Source organism: Streptomyces sp. BE303 (genome assembly GCF_036290945.1).
Lineage (GTDB): Bacteria > Actinomycetota > Actinomycetes > Streptomycetales > Streptomycetaceae > Kitasatospora.
On sequence record NZ_JAQYWZ010000850.1, the window covers coordinates 44,780 to 64,126 of the forward strand.

The window sequence follows — 19,347 nt, forward strand, 5'->3', positions numbered from 1 at the left end:
TCGCCGATCGAGGTCAGCACCGACGGGGGTCGCCACTGGGGGCTCGCCAACGACCCCGGCCCGTCGGTGCGGAGGAGTCTCCCACCTCCGCGGCCGTCCGTCCTGGTTCAGGCCCTGCCCGGGCTGCCCGCGGCCGCGACGCCGCGGGGGCCGCTCCCGTCGGAGTCGTCGGAGTCGCTGATGCCGGAGGTGCCGGTGCCGGATCCGCCCACCGCGGACCCGCCGATGCCGGAACAGACCGTCGACGTCGACCCGACCGGCGCACAGCCGCCGGTGCGGCCGACGGCCAGGGCCGACTACCCCGCCCAGATCGTGGTCGTCACCGTGCACGGTGGCTGGGCGGTGCTCGCCAACTACCCCGGGCAGGCGCTGATCCGGGGCGACCAGGACAACAGGTGGGAGTCCCTGGCGTACCCGGTCCGCCCGCCCGTCGTCCACGTCGAAGGACCGCGCTCCTGGGCCCTGGGCATCCCGGTTGCGGTGACCGCCGGATGCGCGGCGGCCCTCGCGGCCCTCGCCGCCCGGCTGCTGAGCGGTACCGCGCGCGGCCGTCGCGCCCACCCGGCGCTCGGGCTGGCGATCCGTCAGGTCGTCTGCCTGTGCTGGCTCTGGCTCGCGGCCTGGCTCTGCGGCGGACGTTTCCTGTGGGCCGTCCCCGGGGTGGCGTTGGCCGCCGTGCTGACGCTGCTCCTCCTCCCGATGCTGGCCGCGCTGTGGCGCGGGCCGCAGCCGCCCCGGCGCACCCTGCTCGCCGTGCTGGTCCTCGGCTCGGCGGTGGGCGTCGTCGCGCTGACGCCCTACCTGCGCTGGGCCGACGGGGCGATCGCCACCTGGTCCCGGGCCTCCCGCCTGGCCTTCCTCTGCGCTCTCGCCGGGACGGTCGCCGGCGCGGTCCTGGGCGCCGTCGGCGACCGTGGTCGCCGACGGCGCTCCGGCCAGGGGGGACCGGGCGGGCCGGACCTCCGGTCAGACGTCGGCGGCGACGGGAGCGGGGGAGGCGGGGGCGGCGTGCTGCTCGTCCTCGGGGCGGCCCTTCGCGGGCAGCAGGAAGGTGATGGCGAGGAACGCGGCCAGCAGGCACATCTGGACGACGAGGGCGTTCCGGAAGCCGCCGGTGAAGTCTCCCTCCCCGGCGCGGTCGAAGAAGACCGAGCCGAAGACCGCGACGCCGACGGAGCCTCCCACGGACTGCACCGCGGAGAGGACACCGGAGGCGGAGCCGATCTCGTGGTCGTCGACGGCGGCGAGGAGGAAGCTGAACAGGGCGGCGATCACCATGCCCGATCCGATGCCGGCCACGACCACGCCCGGGGCGATGTCCAGGACGGAGAAGGAGTCGGTGCCCCGGCCGTCGAGCTCGAACCAGAGCAGGACCGCGCCGAGGAACTGGACGAGCGGGCCGATCTGGAGCACCTTGCGCCCGATCCTGTCGGCGAGGAACGCTCCGCTGACCGCGCCGCCGATCGCGGTGCCGAGGGCGAGCGGCAGGTTGCCGACACCGGCCTCCCCGGCGGTGAAGTGCCGGCCGATCTGGAGGTAGAGGGTCAGGACGAGCTGGGTGCCGACGAGCCCGGCGAAGAACAGGGCGATGCCGCCGAGCCCGACGGTGAAGGCGGGCTTGCGCAGGAGGCCGGGGGTCACCAGCGGCTCGCGGCCGGCGGCGGCCGTCCGGCGCTGGTGGAGGGCGAACAGCGCGAAGCCCAGGGCGGACCCGGCCATCGACAGCCAGGTCCAGAGCGGCCAGCCGTCCTCCTGCCCCTGGTTGAGCGGCAGGACCAGCAGGGCGCAGGACGCGACGATCAGCCCGGCGCCGACCAGGTCGACCCCGAGGGTCCGGTCGCCGGGCTTCGTCGGGATGAACCGGGCCGCGACGACCAGGGCGGCGATGCCGATCGGCAGGTTGACGAGGAAGACCGACCGCCAGCCCAGTCCGAAGAGGTCGCTCTCGATGAGCCCGCCGCCCAGGACGGGGCCGATGATGCCGCCCAGGCCGAGGACGGGGCCGAAGATCCCGAAGACCTTGGTGAGCTCCGCGCCGGAGAAGTTCTCCCGCAGCAGGCCCAGGCCCTGGGGGAGGAGCAGCGCTCCGGCGGTGCCCTGGAGCAGGCGGAAGGCGATCAGTGAGCCGATGTTCGGTGCGAGTGCGCAGAGCAGCGAGGTGGCGGTGAAGACGGCTAGGCCGAGCAGGAACATCCGGCGGCGTCCGTAGCGGTCGCCGAGCCGGCCGCCGAGGACCAGCCCGGCCCCCAGGGTCAGGGCGTAGCCGCCGATCACCCACTGCAGGCCGACGGGGGTCGCGCCGAGGGACTCCTCCAGGGCGGGCCCCGCGACGTTGACGATCGAGGCGTCCAGGAGATCCATGATCTCCGCGACGAGCATGACCACGAGGATCAGCCACCGCCACCGGTAGGGCCCGGTTCCCTCGCGGGTGGTGGGGGACGGGTCGAGCATCGCGATACCTCCATGGTGAAGTAATTCCATGATGAAGGTAAAGTGGGGGCGGTAGGTTGTCAAAGCGACCGCCGACGCGGACCGCGCGACGGGAGAGGAAGGGTGGCTGGCCGATGGCGGAACCGGCACGCGAGGAGAAGGCGGCGCAGCACGAGCGACTGATGGAGGGGCTGCGGATCTACGGCGGCCACTACGCGGAGCTGAGCCGGCGCTTCGCCGCCTGGCTGGGCCTGCACTCCACCGACGCGACCGCGGTCCTGGAGATCGCCGCGGCCGAGGAGCGGGGCGTCCCGCTCTCGCCGGCCCGCCTGAGCGAGCGCATCTCGCTGTCCACGGGCGCCACGACCGCGCTGCTGAACCGCCTCGAAGCGGCCGGGCACATCACCCGCACCCGGGAACACACCGACCGGCGCGTCGTGACCCTGCGCGGCGGCGACCACATCCAGGACCGGGCCGACGAGTTCTTCGGCCCGCTCGCCCACCGGATGGGCGCCGCCATGGACCGGTACCCGCCGGACCTCCTGGACCGGTTCGAGTCCTTCGTGGCGGACCTGAACGCCACCATGGACGCCCACCTCGCCGAGCCGGGCGGCGACGTCTGACGGCCGCCCGCCCTTCGGCGGACACGGCGGACGCGATGGACGCGGCGGCCCGGTGAACGACACGGGCCCGGTGCACCGACCCGGCACACGTGACGGGCCCGGTGCACCGGGCCCGCGACCCGGTGTGCGGGATCAGCCGGGGTAGGGGTCGTAGCAGTCGGGCACGGGGTTGTAGAGGGCGTTCCAGGTGGCCGGGCCGACGATCCCGTCCTTGGCGAGACCGTGACAGCCCTGGATCCACTTGATCTTGGTGCGGGTCGCGGGGCCGAAGATGCCGTCCACCGCCAGCTTCGGGACGCCGCCCCAGACGTTGGTCAGGCACTGCGCCTGCTTGACGGCGGCGCCGGTCGAGCCCTGGCTGAGCACCGGGCGGTGGCTCGACGAGGTGTAGGCGCAGCCTCCGGGGACGGCGGCGGCTGCGCCCCGGGGCGCGATGAGACCGGCCGTGCCCAGGGCGAGCACGGCGGTGAGGGCGGCGGCGACGGTTCGGCGTTGCACGGGCGGTTCCCCTTCGTCGGCGCGGGCCGCGACGGACCGTCACGGCCATGCGCTCCCACCCTAGGAACCGAGGCTCCGGCCGGGCAGGGCGTGAAAGGACGCGCACGGAGCGTGTCCCGGGCGCGGGACCACCGGACCGCCTGCCCCGCCGTCGACCGCCCCGCCGTCGACCTACCCGCCTCGAACGCCGCCCGCCACCGGGTCGGGGCCGGGCGAAGGCCAGGTGGGTGACGCCGCTCGGGCCGGCACCCGATCCGGACCGCACCCGCGCTCCGGGCGACTCCGACCTCGGGCCCCGCCTCCCGCCGGGCACTCCGCGCGGGTACGCCGTGGGCCGCCGCGGTACGGGTGCGGTCTCACTCGTCCTCCTGCTCCGGGCCGCGGGGGCGCAGGTGCAGGCGCCACGGGTCGGTCGGCTCCGACGTCCTCAGGACCAGCAGGCCGGGACGGGGCACCGCGACGGTCCGCATGGCCTCGCCGCTCGCACTCGCGAACGTCGAACCCCTGCTGGTCCAGCCCGGCGGAAGTGGGCACTTGCAGGTGCCGTACCGGTCCGCCCGCCAGCAGCCGCAGACGAACCTCACCTGCCAGGAGGAGGAGTTGACGTGGACGACGAGCTCGGCGGGGGCGTCCGGGCGGACCATGAGGACGGCGTCGCCGGAGCCGTCGCGCTCGCGGAGCAACTCGTCGATCTCGGAGGGCCCGAACAGCCGGACGGACCACTCGCAGTCGCCGCTGCTCTCGACCTTGAGGTGGGTGACGTCCCGCGACACCACCGTGCGCGCCGTGCCGCGCTCGGTCGCGGAGTAGTGGAACAGCAGGTTCGCATGGGTCTCCACCCGGGTCGGGGTGCGCGTCATCGGGGTGATGGTGACGTGCCCGTGCTCGGCGGAGGCCTCGACCAGGGCGATCGTCACGGCCTCGGGTTCGGGCCGCTCGATGGGGAACTCCCGTTCGGTCGGCTTGTCCCACACCCCGGAGTAGTGGTGCCGTTCCCCCTCCCGGCGCCGGGGCACCGGGCCCGGCCTGTCCCGCGGTACGGGGACGCGGTCGAGCCGGGGCAGCCCGTCGTCCGTGACCGGGGAGTCCTCGGGGGGCGGTGACTCCGCCGCCGGCTCGCTGCTCCCGGCCCGCGCGGGCCTGGGTTCGGAGGCGGGCGCGGGCGCGGGCTTGGGGGCCTTCGCGGGCGCGGGTTTGGACGCGGGTTTGGACGCACGTTTGGAGGTGGGCTTGGAGGTCGGCCTGGTCGTCGGGCTCACCGCCTTGCCCGGCGGGGTCCTGCGACCCTTCACCGGCGCGGGCTGCTGCGCCGCGGCGGCCGACTCGGCGGCCGAACGGGCGGCTGCGGCGGCCGACTCGGCGGCCCGCCGGGCAGCGCCGACGGCCTGGTTCCGCAGCACCGCCGCCGCGACCAGACACCCCAGGGCGAACCCCAGGATCCCGACAGTGGCAACCGTCATCGTCCCCTCCAGAGATACCTGCACCCTCGGGGTGAGGTTATGCCCCGCCTGCCGCGACAACCAGTGGTCGCGCGGGAGGAGTCGTGGCGGTGGCCGCCGCCCTCACCGCCGGAGCAGTCCGGTCAGGAGGCTCCACCAACCGCGTCGCTGCCGCGGGACGGGGGCCGACGCGGTGGACGCCGGTGACAGCCCGTCCCCGGCCGGCGAGGCCGGCTGAACGGGCACCCCGGCGTGCGCCCGGACGCCCGCCGTCGCGCCGTCCGTGCTCTCGGTGCTCTCTTCGCTCCCCGTGCCGGTGGGTGCCGCAGCCCCGGCGGCGGTCCCGGCGGCGGTGGCGGTCGTCACGGGCGCGGTTACGGGCGTGGGGGCCAGCGGCTCGGGCAGGTCGGTCCGCGGGGTGAACTCCACGGGCAGCGCGACCAGATGGCGGGAGAGCCACGCCGAGGTCCACGTCAGCTCGGACTCGTCGACGGCGAGCTGGAGGTCCGGCAGACGGGTCAGCAGGATGTCGATCCCGGTGTCGGCGATGGCCCGGCCGACGTCCTGTCCGGGGCACTCGTGCGGGCCGCTGCCGAACGCCAGGTGGGAGCGGTTGCCGTGCAGCGGCTTGGCCAGGTCGGGGCGGACGACCGGGTCGACGTTCCCGGCGGCGAGGCCCAGCAGCAGCATGTCGCCGGCCTTGATCCGCTGGCCGCCGAGCTCCGTGTCGCCGGTGGCCCAGCGGCCCGCGACGAGCGACATCGGGGCCGAGTCCCAGAGGACCTGGTCCAGGGCGTCCGGGACGGTCATGTGTCCGCCGGACAGGTGGGCGCGGAACCGCTCGTCGGTCAGGATGAGCTTCAGGGTGTCCGCGATCAGGTTGACGGTCGTCTCGTTCGCCGCGAGCAGGACCACCCGCAGGTGTTCCAGCACCTCGTCGTCGGTGAGCCCGGCGGGGTGGGCCATCAGCCGTGAGACGAGGTCGGGGCCGGGGGTGATGCGTTTGCGCTCCATCGTCCGGCGCAGCGAGGCCACGACGTAGTCGTTGCTGGCGATGGCCGTCTCGGTGCCCTTCATGAGGTCCCGGGCGGCGTCGACCAGACGCGGTCCGTACTCCTCGGGCATCCCGACCAGCTGGGTCAACACCAGCATCGGCAGGTGCTCGGCGAACCGGGTGACGAGTTCGGCGTGCCCGGCCGGGCCGAACTCCCGGACCAGTTGGTCGGTGAACCGGGTGACGTAGCGGCGGATGCCACGCCGGTCGAAGCCGTTGAGGCCGTCGTTGAGGGCCTCGCGCAGGCGCCGGTGCTCCGCGCCGTCCGCGAACACGCAGAGCGGTTGCCAGGCGATCACCGGCATCAGCGGGGAGTCGGGTGCGACCAGGCCCTCCTGGAACGCCGTCCAGCGGCGGGAGTCCCGGGAGAACCGGGAGGGGGTGCGCATGACGGTGAGGTTGGCGGAGTGGCCGAGGACCAGCCAGGCCGGGAGGTCGCCGTGGAGGAGGACGGGAGCGACCTCGCCGTGTTCGGCGCGCAGCCGCTCGTACAGGCCCGCGGGGTCCGCCTCGGCCTCCGGGCCGTAGAGCCGCCGGAGGCCGGCGGGGGCGAACGCCCTGAGCCCGAGGTCCCGCAGTCCGCGGTCCGGCGGTCCGGTCTGCTGCAGCCCGAGGCTCTCGATCCCGAGGTTCTGAAGGCCCTGAAGACCCTGGGAGCCCTGAACGCCCTGGGGGTCCGGGAGGTCCTGGACGCCCGGGAGGTCGGAGCCGGGCCGGTGGGCGGGGCAGCCGCTCGGCGGGACGAGGGCGGCGTCGTCGGGGAACGGGCTGGTCACGGTGGCTCCGGGAGGGGTCGGCAGACGAAGAGGGGGCGGTGGCGGGGAGTCGGCGACGACGGGCGGCGGTCCGGCCGGTCCGGGCGGTGAGCACCCGGCCGGACCGGCGCGGTCATCGCACCGGCGACGGGCCCGCGAGGTCGTACAGGTAGTGCATCAGGGCGAGCAGCACGTCCCGGCCGGATTCGCGGACCCGCGCGTCGCAGGCCACGATCGGCACGTCGACCGGCAGGTCGAGTGCGAGCCTCAGCTCCTCCTGCGCGTACGTGGGCGACTCGGGGAAGACGTTGGCCGCGACCACGAAGGGCACGCCGCGGTCCTCCAACCGCCCGATCACGTCGAAGCTGATCTCCAGCCGCCGGGTGTCGACCAGGACGACGGCGCCGAGCGCACCCTCGAACAGGCCGTTCCACAGGAACCAGAACCGTTCCTGGCCCGGGGTGCCGAACAGGTACAGCACCAGTTCCTCGCTGATGCTGATGCGGCCGAAGTCCATCGCGACCGTGGTGGAGGACTTGCGCTCGACGCCGGCGATGTCGTCGACGTCCGCGCCGGCCTCGGTCATGGTCTCCTCGGTGGTCAGCGGGCGGATCTCGCTCACCGAGCCGACCAGGGTGGTCTTGCCGACGCCGAAGCCGCCGACGACCACCACCTTGACCGCCGCGGCGGCCGAGTCCGGGAGCAGATCGGCGCTCGCCGGCCCCAGCACCGTCTCAGAGCCTCTGAAGTCCATGCATCACCGCCTCCAAGAGGGCACGGTCGGGGAGAAGCGCGGCCGGGACGGAGGCACGGGCCTCGATCCTCTCCTCGTCGAGGAGGTCCGCCAGCAGCACGGTGACCGCGCTGACCGGCAGCCGCAGGTAGGCGGAGATCTCGGCGACGGACAGCGGCGACCCGCAGATCCGCAGGATCGCGGCGTGCTCCGGCGGCATGGTCGGCGTCGGCTCCGAGCGGGAGACGATCAGGGTGACCAGGTCGAACGCGGTACGTCCGGCCGGACCACCGCGGCCGCGCGTGATCACGTAGAGGCGTTCCGGGGCCTCGTCGCCCCAGTCCTGGTCGGCTGTGCTCATACGACGGGCTCACCCCTGCGCGGAGGCGTACTGAGGTGCTCGCCGATCCGGGCGACCAGGTCCCGCATCCGCTGGCCCATGAGGCCGGCGTCGACGCCCTCGTCGGCCAGCACCGCGAGGAACGCCCGGGCGCCGGCCGCCATCAGGTAGAAGAACCCGCCGCCCATCTCGATCACGACGAGCCGCATCCGGCCGTCGCCGTGCGGGAACTCGTGCCCCACGGCGGCGGCGAGGCTCTGCAGACCCGCGCAGGCGGCGGCGAGGCGGTCGGCGGTGTCGGTCTCGGTCCCGTGCTGGGCCATCCGCAGACCGTCGGCGGAGAGCACGACGACGTTGCGGACGTGCGGCACCTCCTCCGCCAGTTGCTTCAGCATCCAGTCCATGTTGGTTCGTTGGCTGATCACCGCTCGTCCCTCCCCGCCGACTCGTCGCTGCTGTGGCCCGCCGGTCCGGCGGACGGTGAGGTCCCGTTCACTCCGTCGTGGAAGGCGGCGAGCCACAGGCCGGGCTGCACCGCCCCGCCCGGGGGTTCGGCGGCCGCCCGGGGAGGTGGTGGGGGAGCGCCGCCGGTGCGGGAGGCCGCGGGGACCCCGTTCCGGGACGGTGCGGGGGCGGCGCCCCGGACGGGGGCGGGGGTGACGGTCCGGGAGGGAGCGGCGTGACGTCGCCGCCTGGGCAGGCCGTTCGCGGTCCGCTCGCTCACCACCGGGGCCTCGTCCCCCGCCGGGAACGCTCCGGACCCGGCCCGCCGGGCCGGCCCGGTGTGCGGCCGGCGGTCGTCCACCGGCGGCGGCCCGGAGGAGCCCGTGACGCCGATGCCGTGGGCGCGCCCGGTGGCGGGTGCGGTGGTGATCAGCTCCTGCGGCACGATCAGCACGGCGCGCACCCCGCCGTACGCGGACGGGCGCAGCGAGACCTGGAAGCCGTAGGCCCGCGAGAGCCGGCCGACCACGGCCAGGCCGAGCCGGGGGGTTTCGCCGAGGTCGTTGAGGTCGATGCCGGCCTGTGCCTCCCGGAGCATCCGTTCGGCGCGGGCGCGGCCCTCCTCGCTCAGGCTGAGGCCGCCGTCCTCGATCTCGATCGCGATGCCGGTCTGCACCTCGACGGCGGTCAGGTGCACGTTGGTGTGCGGCGGGGAGTAGCGGGTGGCGTTGTCCAGCAGTTCGGCGACCGCGTGGATGAGCGGTTCGACGGCCGGTCCGACGACGGCGACGTCGGACACCGGGTGCAGCTCCACCCGCTGGTAGTCGAGGATCCGGGACATACCGCCGCGCAGCAGGCTGTACAGCGGAACCGCCTTGTTCCACTGGCGGCCGGGGCGCGCGCCGCCGAGGACGGCGATGCTGTCCGCGAGGCGGCCGATCAGCGCGTTGCCGTGGTCCAGGAGGAGCAGGTCGTCGAAGACGGCGGGGTCGTTGCCGTGCCGGTGCTCCATGCCGCGCAGCTCGTGGGCCTGCCGGTGGACGATCGCCTGGACCCGGCGGGCGATGTTGACGAAGGCCCGCTGGGCGGACTCGCGCATGCCCTCCTCGGTGTCGACGGTCTCCAGCACGGCGCGCAGGAGGGTCTGTTGGGCGACCCGGAACTCCGGTCCGACGAGGATGTCCTGCGGTTCGTTCGCGGTGACGACGTCGTCCAGGGACTCGCCGCGCTGGAGGCGGACCACCGCGTCGGGCAGGCCGATCCGGGCCAGCCGGACGGTCTCGGCCTCCTGCCGGGACAGCCGGCGGCGCAGCTCGTCCTCCCGCTGGGCGCACCGTTCGCGCAGGGCCTCCGTCGCCCGGCCCCGGCGGACAGCCTCGGCGGCCACCAGGGCCACGGACAGCGTGCCCACCGCCGCGCACCAGCCGACCGCGACGCGGGAGCCGGGGGAGGCCGTGGACACGGCGAGGACGGCGACGGTCGCCGTCACGAGGGCGGGGACGAGCCAGACGAGTACGGGAGCGGAGCGCCGGCCTCCGGGTGACGATCCAGCACCAAGCATTCGGCATCCTCTAAACGGTCGGAAGGGTAGGGGGCGGGACGTGCGGGGCCGGCGCACCGCGGACCGGCCCGGGTTCCGGCGTCCGGGGCGGTGTTGGCACCAGGTTTACCGTGCCCCGGCCCCACCGAACCGCAGGCCGCGCGCAGTTCGCCAATGCGGGCGGTATCCCGGAGAACCCGTCACGCGGAGGGGGAGGTTCGTGCTAACGCGGCTGCCGCCGAGAGGTCTCCGGGCCGTGACCGCGGGCCCCGTCGGGGCGTCCCGCCGCCGCTCCCGTCGCCGCTCCCGCACCCGCTGACGCGGCGGAACTGCCGGTCCGGGTCTCTCGTCGCGGAGGCCGCTCGTCCGTATGATCGGGCTTCCTGCCGTCGGGGCTTGTGGGGGACGGGAGTTGTGCTGCCCGGCAATCGTGGGCGGTACCGGTGGAACGGGCGGTCTCCAGCAGTCATCAGCAGTCACCGGGAGCCTCGCCGGGCCGGGTGGACCGGTCCGGCGAGGCCCGAGGGAGGGGCGGGAGCATGCGATTCGCGGGTGTGGGTCTGACGCGGGACGGCTATCGGATCGCCGTGCTGGACACGGCGGTCAGCCGTCCGGCGACGGTCGAGGTGTACGAACACTGCGTCCTGGAGAGGCCGGTGGCGCGGCTGGTCGAGCTGGCGCAGCTCGCGCCGGACGGTTTCGCGGTGGTCGTCGACAGTGGCAACGGGATCTTCGACGGTTCCCTCGTCTCCGCCGGGGTCACGGTGTTCCGGGCCGACCCGCCGGTCCTGACGGACGGTCGGGTGACGGCGGAGGCACTCGCCGAACTCGGCCGCTCCCGGCCGGAGGCGCTCGTGGCGCTGGGATCCGGGGGCTGGACGATGAGCGGGCGCGAGGAGGGGATCACCGCCGCGGAGAGGGCGTCCGGTCCGGTCGAGCGGCGGCTCGCGGCGGAGGGCCGGCTCCTGCTGGGCGGACCGGTCCGCCGGACGGAGGCGGACGGTGGGGCCGCCGGGACCGGGGCCGGGTCCGCGCCGATGGTGGCGCTGACCTTCGACGACGGCCCGGACCCGGAGTTCACCCCGCAGGTGCTGGACGTGCTCCGCCGGTACGACGCCCCGGCGGCGTTCTTCTGCATCGGCCTGCACGTGCTGGCCCACCCGGGCGTGGTGCGCCGGACCGCCGCCGAGGGCCACACCCTCGGCAACCACTCCTGGTCGCACGCCTACCTGCCCGACCTCGGCCCGATCGGGCTCCGTGAGCAGCTCGGCCACACCTCCGAGGCGCTCGCCGAGGCGGCCGGTCTGGACGGGCCGGTGGGCTGGCTGCGCCCCCCGTACGGCGGCCGGAGTCCCGAACTGCTGGACACGGTGGCGGATCTGGGCCTCACCACGGTGCTGTGGGACGTGGAGACCAACGACTGGGCGCTGCCCGGGCCCGAGGTGATCGCCGAGCGGGTGTTCCGGCAGGTCCGTCCCGGTTCGGTGGTGCTGATGCACGACGGCGGCGGGGACCGCGCGCAGACCGTGGCGGCGCTCCCCACGGTGATCACCGGGCTGCGCGAGCGCGGCTACCGGCTGGTGGGTCTGGGCGAGTTGCTCGCCGCCCGGGTGCCGGCCGGGCGCGGCGTCGGGACGTAGGGCGGCGGGTAGACGTTCGCGGACGGCCCGGACCGGTCCCTCCGGTCCGGGCCCCCGGCGGGTGCCGGGCGGGTGCTAGAAGAGGGACGAACGGGTGCCCGCCCGTCGCCGATCCAGCCGAAGGGTTCCGTGATGGCAGAGTCCACGTCCTCCAGGTTCTCCCGTGCCGCCGGCCGCACCGCGCTGGCGGCCGCAGCCGCCCTCGCCCCCGTGCTCGCCGCCGCCCCGGTCGCGTCCGCCACCGCCTCGGGGCTGGACGACACCTGGTCCTGTTCCGTGCCGACCGGCTACGTCTACGACCAGATCGTCGCCTCGTCCTCCTGCGGGACCCGGCCGCTGTACCACCTGCGCACCCCGGTGGACGGGCTCGTCTCGTGCGTCACCGAGCGTGGTTTCGTCTACGACACCGCCTCGCAGACGTCCAACTGCAGCATGGTGAAGAGCTCCAAGTCGGCCTCCTACCGGCTGCGGATCCCCGGGGACCTGGTCACCTCCTGCGTGACCGCCACGGGCTTCGTCCACGACCTGGTCACCGCGCGCGCGGAGTGCAGCATGAGCCCCGGGTCGACCAACCCGGCCTACCGGCTCCGCACTCCGGTCGACGGCCTCTGGGCGTGCAAGGTGCCGGCCGGGTGGACCTACTCGGCCACCGTGACCGACCGGGACTGCAGCCACAGCATCACCTCCACCGCCACCAAGTACCGCCTGAAGGCCTGACGGTCCGCCGCCCGTCGCGGGCCGCCCGCCGCGGGCGCGGTGGAGCCGGCGGCGCCGGCCGTCGGCTCCACCGCGCCCCGGCTCCGGTCAGCCGCAGGTCGGACAGGGCTGGCAGGCCTGGACCTGGACGTTGTCCACGACGGGTCCGGCGCTGCTGCCGGCGGTGGTGCTCCGGAAGGCCAGCGTGGTCGAGGCGTTGGTCGCCACGAAGGTGAACTGCCGGGTCACGTACCCCATGGCGGCGCGCGTCTTCCCGGTGACGTCGAAGGAGAACGCCTGGAACTCCTGACCGTCCACGCGCGCCTGACCGGTCTTCAGGACGGGGGCGCCGTCCGGGTTGCCGGCGATGGAGTAGGTCACCGTGTAGGCCGTGCCGGGCGTCGTCGTGAAGGTCTGCGAGACGGTCCCCGCGTTGGACCCGTTGAGGTCCACCGACTGGTCGCCCTCGGCGGCCTGCCAGAACCCGGCGCCGATCAGGTCCACCGAACCGGCGGTGACCTGCCACGGCCCGATGGTCTGTCCGGCCGAGAGGGCCTGGAAGGTGTTCGCCGCGACCTTGGGCGTCTCGAAGCTGCCGTCGTCGAAACGGCTGAGCGCGCGGGTGGCGCCGGAGGCGGTCCCGCTTCCGGCGAGGAGGGCGGCGACGGCGGCGGTGGCGACGGCGGTGACGGCGGTCGTGCGGAAACGCTTGATCGACATGGGGTTCTCCCAGGTGCGGGCCCTGCTGCGGGCCGGTGATCGGCCGGACACCTGAGATCGTCCGGGGCCGGTGGGGTCGGCGCCAAGGGTGGGGCACCGGCGCCCCGTGGTACGGGCCTCCGTCGTCGGGCCCCCGCACGCCGGTTTGACGGGGCGGTTCTCCGGTGCCGGGCGTGCAGGTCCACCGGCTGAGCCTGTGACCTGGTCGTTTCTTCGTGGGATCGGGCCGGCGGCGGGCGGGTGCCGGGCCGGCCGGGCCGGTGGGCAGCGGTCGCGGGGTGACGGTTCCGTGGTGCACGAAGCTTCGTGCGCCGTCGATCGGCTTCGTGGGCGCCCCGGCGTGCGCGGACGGCGCGGGCGGGACGTGGCGCCGTCCCGCCGGGCGGTCGGGGGCGGTCGGGCGACCGGTCGGGCGGGTGTGCTTCGGGCCGGGGCAACTTGGGGATTCGGCGCCGAACCGTCCGTGCGCGCCGGTAGCCTCTCGACGGGTGTCCGGCAGGTGCCCCGCGCATCCGCACAGGTTCGAGGAGGCGTCCGTGGAGAGGACTTCGGCAGGGCGGGTGGACCCCCGGCCTCGGTCGGCCGCGCAGTCGGGCGCGCCCGGCACTCCGAGGCCGTTCACCGTCCCGAGGCGGGCCGGCACTTGGCGGGACATGCGGTCCGACGCACGGAAGGACGCCCTCCGATGACTCTTCCCTCCCACCGCAATCCCTCCTCCCCGGCCGGCGGCGACCCGCGCCGGGGCGTGCTCGACGCCGCCCTGGTCGACCGCGTCACGGACGCGGTCCTGTTCGCCGGCCTGCCGGTCGCGTTCGGCGACCAGGGCCCCGGTGTCCGCATCCGTCCCGCGGAGGGGGTCGACGCCGCCGACCGGTGCGAGGGCCTGGCGGCCCTCGACTGGCTGCCGTCCCGGCGCCTGGCCGACGCGGCCGCCATGGAGGATCCGCAGCACGCGGCGGGTTCGGCCCGGCAGGTGGTCGGGGTGAGCATGGTGAACGCGCTCGCCGAGTTCCTCCCCGCCTTCGGGCTGGACGTGAGCCGGGACCGCTCCGGCCGCGAGCTGCGGGTGGGCGGAGCGGCGGACAGCGGACTGCGCGTGCCGCCGGACGTCCTGGTCCGGCGTCCTGCGGGGGCCACACCGGCCGAGCTCGGACTCGACGCGGAGCTCGTCGACGCCGTCCGCCGCAGCGCCGCACTGGCGGGGCTCCCCGTCGCCGGGCACCTCGGCGCCGCCGGTGTCACCCTCGGCCCGTGGCCGACGGGGGAGGACGGAACCGGTGGCGACGGGGGTGCGGACATCGGCTGGAACCCTTCGCGCCGGCTCTCCGACCTTGCCGACAGCGGCTCCCCGGCCGCCGGGCTCGCGGCGGTCGCCCGCACGTCCGTCCACGCGGCGATGCTCCACGCACTCGGCACGATCCTCGGGGCCTGCGGGACGGAACTTCGCTGGTTCCACGCCCGCAACCGGCTGCGGGCCCTCGGCGAGTCCACCCCCGCCATCCGGCACTGACACCGGCCCCGGGGAGCGGCCCGGCGCGGCCCGGAGCCGCCCGGAGCACCCCGGAGCCGGTTCCGCAGGGCCGGCCGCCGCGTGTCGGCGGACTCCTGCGGCGGGGTGCTGGTCCAGACCACAGGTGAATCTGGTCCAGACCATTGACGGTCGGCGGGGCGATGCCTACGGTATGGGGCACTTACCTGGCGCAGGCATGCCAAGATCCGCACGGCTGGCGCACCCCCCACACGCGCTTTCCTGCGTCGGGCGCACTCCCCACCCCCCACGGAGGAGAACCATGCGCAAACGCCACATGGTGGGCGCGGCCCTGGCCGCCCTCGCCGTCCCGCTCGCGATGGCCGTTCCGGCCCAGTCGCACGGGTTCATCAACCTGCCGCCGAGCCGCGCCGCGCTCTGCGGTGCGGGCGTCGTCACCAACTGCGGTGACATCCAGTGGGAGCCCCAGAGCGTCGAGGGCCCGAAGGGCTTCCCGACCAGGGGACCCGCCGACAACACCATCTGCGCGGGCGCCGACTCGCGCTGGGCGCCCCTGGACAACCCGCGCAACGGCGCCTGGCCGACCACGAAGGTGACGGCCGGCCAGCAGCTCACGTTCACCTGGGAGATCGAGGCCAGGCACTCGACCACCAACTTCCGGTACTTCCTCACCAAGCCCGGTTACAGCGCGACCCAGAAGATCACCCGGGCCGGTCTGGACCTCACCCCGTTCCTGACCGTCCCGTACAACGGACGGCAGCCGGCCGCCACCACCACGCACACCGCGACCCTCCCCACCGGTCGCACCGGACACCACGTGATCGTCGCGGTCTGGGACGTCGCCGACACGGCGAACGCGTTCTACTCCTGCACCGACGTGCTGTTCTGATCCAACCTGCACCACCGGGCCCGCCGACCTCCTCCCCGGGGCCGGCGGGCCCGCCGGCCGCTCAACTCCCGGACAGCAGCGCCGCCAGGGCGAGGGCCGTGTCCGGGTGGCGGCCGAGCAGCGCCGCGCCCGCCGGGCCGGACTCCGCGGGCGCCCACCCCCCGTCGCAGCCCAGCAGGCCGGCCAGCGCGTCACACGTCCCGGGGTGCGCCGCGAGCAGCGCGGCGCCGACCGGGCCGCCGCGCCGGGAGAGCCCGGCCGCGGGCGGCACCGGCTGCGCCCGCCACGGCGGGACCCAGGTGTCCAGCGCCCCCGGCCGGCCGGGGAAGATCCGCCCGGCCTCCCGGATCAGCAGCGGTGCGAGGTCGGCGCCGTCGGCGCGCAACGTGCCGATCAGGGTCGGCAGCCAGGGCAGCAGCACCGGGTCGGGCAGTCGTGCGAAGGCGTTGGAGACCGCCTCCACCACGAAGTCGGCCAGTCCGGGGGCCGGCTCCAACGCGTGCAGGAACCCGCTGAGGTACCGCGGATAGGAGGGCAGCACCAGCGGGTTGGCGAGCAGTTCGTCACACCGCTCCCGCAGCTCGGCCCGCGTCAGCCCGCCGAGCTGCACCCGGGCCGCCCAGAGCAGCGCCGTCCTGGACGGGTCCTGCGGGTGCGACTGCGCGACGGCGAGTTCCAGCTGCGTCCGGTCGCAGCCCAGGGACAGGGCCAGGTCCTCCATGCTGAGCAGGAAGCCCAGCATCGCCGCGACCTGGCGGACGGTCGCGTCCTCGTCGACGAACGCCGTCGGCAGCAGCGTGCAGTAGTGCGCGTACCCGGTCCTGACGAAGGACTCGATCCACCCGGGCAGGACCGGCTCGGCGGTCCGGTAGTGCGCCAGCAGCCGTCGGACCCGGCGCAGCACCTCCGGTGCGCCGTCGACCCCGCGCTCGGTGGCCAGCACCTCCAGGGCACGGGTGCCCAACTCCTCGGCGAGGCGCCGGCTGCGCAGGTAGAGGGTGGCGTCCTCGACCGTCCGCAGGACGGTCCCCGCCGTGGCCTGCGGCGCGTTGGCGGCGCGCCGCAGGCGCTGTTCCAGGACCTGTTCGACGCTGACGCCCTCGTAGCCGAGCTCGATGAGCGCCCGCTGGTGGGTGCCGATCGCCACGTCCCAGGACTCCTGGATGGGCCGTTCGCCGAGCCGGCGCTCGCCCATGATCGGTCGGGCGGCCTCGTGCGGCAGCAGTTGGCGCAGGATCCAGAGGAGGTCGGAACACCGCTCCAGCTCGGGGCGGGACGCGACGTCCAGCAGGGCCCGCTTCACGCCCCGCTGCTCCAGGTTGAGGCCGAGCGGGGCGAGGCGGTCGTGGACGTCCCGGGCGAGGGGCGGCAGCGCGTCGTAGCCGACCTGGCCGACCCGGTCGCCGCCCATCATGATCTCGACCAGCCGGGCGACGTCGCGCCGGCCCGGCACGGTGTCCTTCTCGATGCAGGTGACCGCCGCGTCCTGGAAGTCGTACGGCGTGGGCCTGGCCCGGTCGCGCAACCCGGCCAGCAGGATCGACGTCTCGAACACCGCGATCGCGTCGGCGGTGGAGGCGAGGTAGCCGTTGCGGCGGGCCGCGCGCACGATCTCCACGGACCAGCCGAGGAGTTCGGCCTCGTCCAGGGCGTCGAGGACGGGCGGGCGCTGCAGGAAGCCGGACAGCTGGTCGGAGGCCGGTGCCGAAACGGCGGGCGCGGGTGCGACCCCGCGGGCCTTGGCGGTCGACTTCCTCGCGCCGGGCCCGCCCGCCAGGCGGTACGGCTGCACCCGGGTGCGCTTGAGGTTCTTCGTCCACACCGTCGCGGCGATCGACACCGAGCCCGCGGCCAGGCCGAACTGGGCCTCGATCGCCGCGTGGCTGGAGGGGATGAGGCCGTGCCGCCACGTGGTGGCCGTGCGCGGGCCGATCTCGAACCCGGCACTGCCGTGGACGCCGAACTCGGCCACGCGGCTGGCCGCGTGGAACGCGCCGCAGACGTACAGGCAGTCGGCGGGGTCGGTGCCGGTGGCGGCCAGGTGCTCGCGCATCCTGGTCCACATGTAGCGCTCGCGGTCCTCGTCCACCCGCACCCGCCGGACGTCGCCCGGGGCGAGGCGCCGGAACAGGCTGCCGATCAGCAGCATGACCTGCCGGTACGTGTCGTGGTCGGCGTCGCCGAGCGGCAGCTCGACGTACTGGTGCCACCACTCCGACCAGTGCCGGACCTTGCCGTGGCGCAGCAGGTGCTCCTCCAGCTCGGCGAACCGGGGCCGCAGGTCGCCGATCTCCACGCCGACCGCGTCGCCGTGCAGTGCGGCTTCCGGTTCGGCCGCCGGGGCGTCCGGGTCGGCCGGCCCGTCGGCGGCGTCGCGCGGCTCCCACTGGAAGACGTGGTCGCTGGAGCGGTCGACGAGGACGAGTTCGACACCGGGGGTGTCGAGGGCGTAGGCGATGGCCTGGTACTCGGCGGACGCCTCGGTGATCGGGGCGACCACCGACAGCGGCGCCCAGTCGGCGGGGAAGCCCTCGATCTCGCTCGCGAACGCCTGCACCGCCACCGGGAGCCGGCAGTTGCGCAGTTCGGCGAGGAACGGCGCCATGTCCTCACACAGCTCCAGGTAGACCACCTTGGGCTGCTTCTCCCGGAGCCGCCGCGCCATCGCGACAGCCGAGGCGGGGGAGTGGTGGCAGACCGGGAAGATCTCCAGGGGTTCGCGCACCGCGCGGTCGATGTCGTCGACGAGGCCGAGCAGGATGCCCTCCAGGGCGTCCGGTCCGCCAGCGAACGACGCCGCGGCGTCCTGGAGTTGGGACCGCAGTGCGTCGAAGGTCCCTTCGTCCGCGGAGCCCCCGCCCCGGGCGGGCGTGCCGGCCCCCGCCCCGGCCCTGGTCGTCGCGGCGGTCTTCGCGGCGCTCACGCGAGCGTGGCGATCGTGTCGCGGCCGCCTTCGAGGAACTCGGGCCAGGCCCCGCCCTCCGCCTTGCTGCGCGGCTCGACGACACCGTGCAGGTACTTGTTGAGGATGGCGAGGTCCTCCGGCTCGCGCCGGGCGAGCGACCCGACGAGCGAGGAGGCGAGGGTGCGGGCGGTCAGGGTGCGCTCGCCGAAGAAGGTGCCGTGCAGGACGGCGTCCTCCAGCACACCGATCTGCTCGGCGGTGGACAGCGCGGACTCCAGCTTCTCGTCGTCACTGCCGGCCGCAGCCGCGGAGGCGCGCAGGTCCGCGAAGGACTGCAGCAGGACGTCGAGCAGGGTGGGCGGCACGTCCAGGTCGATCTGGTGCCGGCGCAGCAGCTCCTCGGTGCGGAAGCGGACGATCTCCGCCTCGCTCTTCCGGTTGGTGACGACCGGGATGCGGACGAAGTTGAAACGCCGCTTGAGGGCCGAGGACAGGTCGTTGACGCCGCGGTCGCGGCTGTTGGCGGTGGCGATGATCGAGAAGCCGGGCTTGGCGAACACGATGCCCGCGTCGCCGGTGAGCTCGGGCACCGAGACGTACTTCTCCGACAGGACGGAGATCAGCGCGTCCTGGACGTCGCTCGTGGAGCGGGTCAGTTCCTCGAAGCGGCCGATCGCGCCGGTCTCCATCGCGTTCATGATCGGCGAGGGGATCATCGACTCCCGGGACTGGCCCTTGGCGATCACCATGGACACGTTCCACGAGTACTTGATGTGGTCCTCGGTGGTGCCGGCCGTGCCCTGGACCACCAGCGTGGAGTTGCGGCAGATCGCGGCGGCCAGCAGCTCGGCCAGCCAGCTCTTGCCGGTGCCGGGGTCGCCGATCAGCAGCAGTCCGCGGTCGGAGGCGAGCGTGACGACGGCGCGCTCGACGATGCTGCGCTCGCCGAACCACTTCTGCCTGACCTCCCGGTCGAGGCCGTCGGAGGGCTCGGAGCCGAGGACGAACAGCCGGACCATCTTCGGGGAGAGGCGCCAGGTGAAGGGCTTGGGGCCGTCGTCGATCGACTCCAGCCAGTCGAGCTCGTCGGCGTACTTGATCTCGGCGGGGGCGCGGAGCAGGTCGGACATCAGCGGACTGCCTTTCCGGGGT

The 19,347-nt window shown here is 74.5% G+C and carries 16 protein-coding genes; 5 read left to right on the forward strand and 11 right to left on the reverse strand.

Going from position 1 to position 19,347, the window contains the following annotated elements:
- Window positions 1-966: 966 nt before the first annotated feature.
- Window positions 967-2,451 carry an MFS transporter gene (locus PUR56_RS29710; RefSeq protein ID WP_329951216.1) on the reverse strand — a complete coding sequence of 495 codons (1,485 nt, stop codon included), beginning with the start codon at window positions 2,449-2,451 and terminating at the stop codon, window positions 967-969.
- 113 nt (window positions 2,452-2,564) lie between these two features.
- Here PUR56_RS29710 and PUR56_RS29715 point away from each other — a divergent pair, with 113 nt between their 5' ends.
- On the forward strand, window positions 2,565-3,053 hold the full coding sequence (locus tag PUR56_RS29715; protein WP_329881335.1) for a MarR family winged helix-turn-helix transcriptional regulator: 489 nt from the start codon (window positions 2,565-2,567) through the stop codon (window positions 3,051-3,053).
- Between the two features lie 132 nt (window positions 3,054-3,185).
- Here PUR56_RS29715 and PUR56_RS29720 read toward each other — a convergent pair whose 3' ends face one another.
- From PUR56_RS29720 to PUR56_RS29750, 7 genes are all read right to left on the reverse strand, one after another.
- Complete coding sequence (locus tag PUR56_RS29720) at window positions 3,186-3,551, reverse strand: peptidoglycan-binding domain-containing protein (protein ID WP_329951217.1); 366 nt, start codon at window positions 3,549-3,551, stop codon at window positions 3,186-3,188.
- A 356-nt stretch (window positions 3,552-3,907) separates the two neighbouring features.
- Complete coding sequence (locus tag PUR56_RS29725; RefSeq protein ID WP_329951218.1) at window positions 3,908-5,011, reverse strand: hypothetical protein; 1,104 nt, start codon at window positions 5,009-5,011, stop codon at window positions 3,908-3,910.
- 102 nt (window positions 5,012-5,113) lie between these two features.
- A complete protein-coding gene (locus PUR56_RS29730; RefSeq protein WP_443034588.1) occupies window positions 5,114-6,820 on the reverse strand; it encodes a cytochrome P450 in 1,707 nt (568 codons plus the stop codon).
- 112 nt (window positions 6,821-6,932) lie between these two features.
- Entirely contained in the window at window positions 6,933-7,553 is a 621-nt protein-coding gene (locus tag PUR56_RS29735) for a GTP-binding protein (RefSeq protein ID WP_329876462.1), read from the reverse strand.
- Window positions 7,534-7,893: a DUF742 domain-containing protein gene (locus PUR56_RS29740; RefSeq protein WP_329876465.1), complete on the reverse strand. Its 360-nt coding sequence runs from the start codon at window positions 7,891-7,893 to the stop codon at window positions 7,534-7,536. The genes PUR56_RS29735 and PUR56_RS29740 overlap by 20 nt, the downstream gene beginning before the upstream one ends.
- Window positions 7,890-8,297, reverse strand: coding sequence for a roadblock/LC7 domain-containing protein (locus PUR56_RS29745; protein ID WP_329876467.1), 408 nt, complete (start codon window positions 8,295-8,297; stop codon window positions 7,890-7,892). The genes PUR56_RS29740 and PUR56_RS29745 overlap by 4 nt, the downstream gene beginning before the upstream one ends.
- Window positions 8,294-9,877: an ATP-binding protein gene (locus PUR56_RS29750; protein ID WP_329876469.1), complete on the reverse strand. Its 1,584-nt coding sequence runs from the start codon at window positions 9,875-9,877 to the stop codon at window positions 8,294-8,296. The genes PUR56_RS29745 and PUR56_RS29750 overlap by 4 nt, the downstream gene beginning before the upstream one ends.
- Before the next feature lie 518 nt (window positions 9,878-10,395).
- Here PUR56_RS29750 and PUR56_RS29755 point away from each other — a divergent pair.
- The gene (locus tag PUR56_RS29755) at window positions 10,396-11,496 is read left to right on the forward strand and encodes a polysaccharide deacetylase family protein (RefSeq protein ID WP_329951219.1); all 1,101 of its coding nucleotides are present in this window, start codon (window positions 10,396-10,398) and stop codon (window positions 11,494-11,496) included.
- 132 nt (window positions 11,497-11,628) lie between these two features.
- Window positions 11,629-12,213, forward strand: a complete 585-nt coding sequence (locus tag PUR56_RS29760; RefSeq protein ID WP_329951220.1) for a hypothetical protein — start codon at window positions 11,629-11,631, stop codon at window positions 12,211-12,213.
- 87 nt (window positions 12,214-12,300) lie between these two features.
- Here the strand turns inward: PUR56_RS29760 and PUR56_RS29765 are convergent, their stop codons facing one another.
- A complete protein-coding gene (locus PUR56_RS29765; RefSeq protein WP_329951221.1) occupies window positions 12,301-12,912 on the reverse strand; it encodes a choice-of-anchor C family protein in 612 nt (203 codons plus the stop codon).
- Between the two features lie 685 nt (window positions 12,913-13,597).
- On the opposite strand from PUR56_RS29765, the gene PUR56_RS29770 reads away from it, so the two are divergent.
- Window positions 13,598-14,422, forward strand: a complete 825-nt coding sequence (locus tag PUR56_RS29770; protein ID WP_329951222.1) for a hypothetical protein — start codon at window positions 13,598-13,600, stop codon at window positions 14,420-14,422.
- A 280-nt stretch (window positions 14,423-14,702) separates the two neighbouring features.
- Window positions 14,703-15,290 (forward strand): lytic polysaccharide monooxygenase auxiliary activity family 9 protein, encoded by a 588-nt coding sequence (locus PUR56_RS29775; protein WP_329876479.1) that lies wholly within the window; start codon window positions 14,703-14,705, stop codon window positions 15,288-15,290.
- 61 nt (window positions 15,291-15,351) lie between these two features.
- Here the strand turns inward: PUR56_RS29775 and PUR56_RS29780 are convergent, their stop codons facing one another.
- Complete coding sequence (locus tag PUR56_RS29780) at window positions 15,352-18,114, reverse strand: hypothetical protein (protein WP_329951268.1); 2,763 nt, start codon at window positions 18,112-18,114, stop codon at window positions 15,352-15,354.
- A 95-nt stretch (window positions 18,115-18,209) separates the two neighbouring features.
- Window positions 18,210-19,325, reverse strand: a complete 1,116-nt coding sequence (locus PUR56_RS29785; protein ID WP_329876481.1) for an ATP-binding protein — start codon at window positions 19,323-19,325, stop codon at window positions 18,210-18,212.
- Between the last annotated feature and the right edge of the window lie 22 nt (window positions 19,326-19,347).

Bases quoted from the DNA above. Each gene is read 5' to 3' on its own strand.
- PUR56_RS29770 (WP_329951222.1), top strand. From the start codon at position 13,598: ATGACTCTTCCCTCCCACCGCAATCCCTCCTCCCCGGCCGGCGGCGAC.
- PUR56_RS29765 (WP_329951221.1), bottom strand. From the start codon at position 12,912: ATGTCGATCAAGCGTTTCCGCACGACCGCCGTCACCGCCGTCGCCACC.
- PUR56_RS29735 (WP_329876462.1), bottom strand. From the start codon at position 7,553: ATGGACTTCAGAGGCTCTGAGACGGTGCTGGGGCCGGCGAGCGCCGAT.
- PUR56_RS29740 (WP_329876465.1), bottom strand. From the start codon at position 7,893: ATGAGCACAGCCGACCAGGACTGGGGCGACGAGGCCCCGGAACGCCTC.
- PUR56_RS29710 (WP_329951216.1), bottom strand. From the start codon at position 2,451: ATGCTCGACCCGTCCCCCACCACCCGCGAGGGAACCGGGCCCTACCGG.
- PUR56_RS29785 (WP_329876481.1), bottom strand. From the start codon at position 19,325: ATGTCCGACCTGCTCCGCGCCCCCGCCGAGATCAAGTACGCCGACGAG.
- PUR56_RS29755 (WP_329951219.1), top strand. From the start codon at position 10,396: ATGCGATTCGCGGGTGTGGGTCTGACGCGGGACGGCTATCGGATCGCC.
- PUR56_RS29760 (WP_329951220.1), top strand. From the start codon at position 11,629: ATGGCAGAGTCCACGTCCTCCAGGTTCTCCCGTGCCGCCGGCCGCACC.
- PUR56_RS29775 (WP_329876479.1), top strand. From the start codon at position 14,703: ATGCGCAAACGCCACATGGTGGGCGCGGCCCTGGCCGCCCTCGCCGTC.
- PUR56_RS29725 (WP_329951218.1), bottom strand. From the start codon at position 5,011: ATGACGGTTGCCACTGTCGGGATCCTGGGGTTCGCCCTGGGGTGTCTG.
- PUR56_RS29715 (WP_329881335.1), top strand. From the start codon at position 2,565: ATGGCGGAACCGGCACGCGAGGAGAAGGCGGCGCAGCACGAGCGACTG.
- PUR56_RS29750 (WP_329876469.1), bottom strand. From the start codon at position 9,877: ATGCTTGGTGCTGGATCGTCACCCGGAGGCCGGCGCTCCGCTCCCGTA.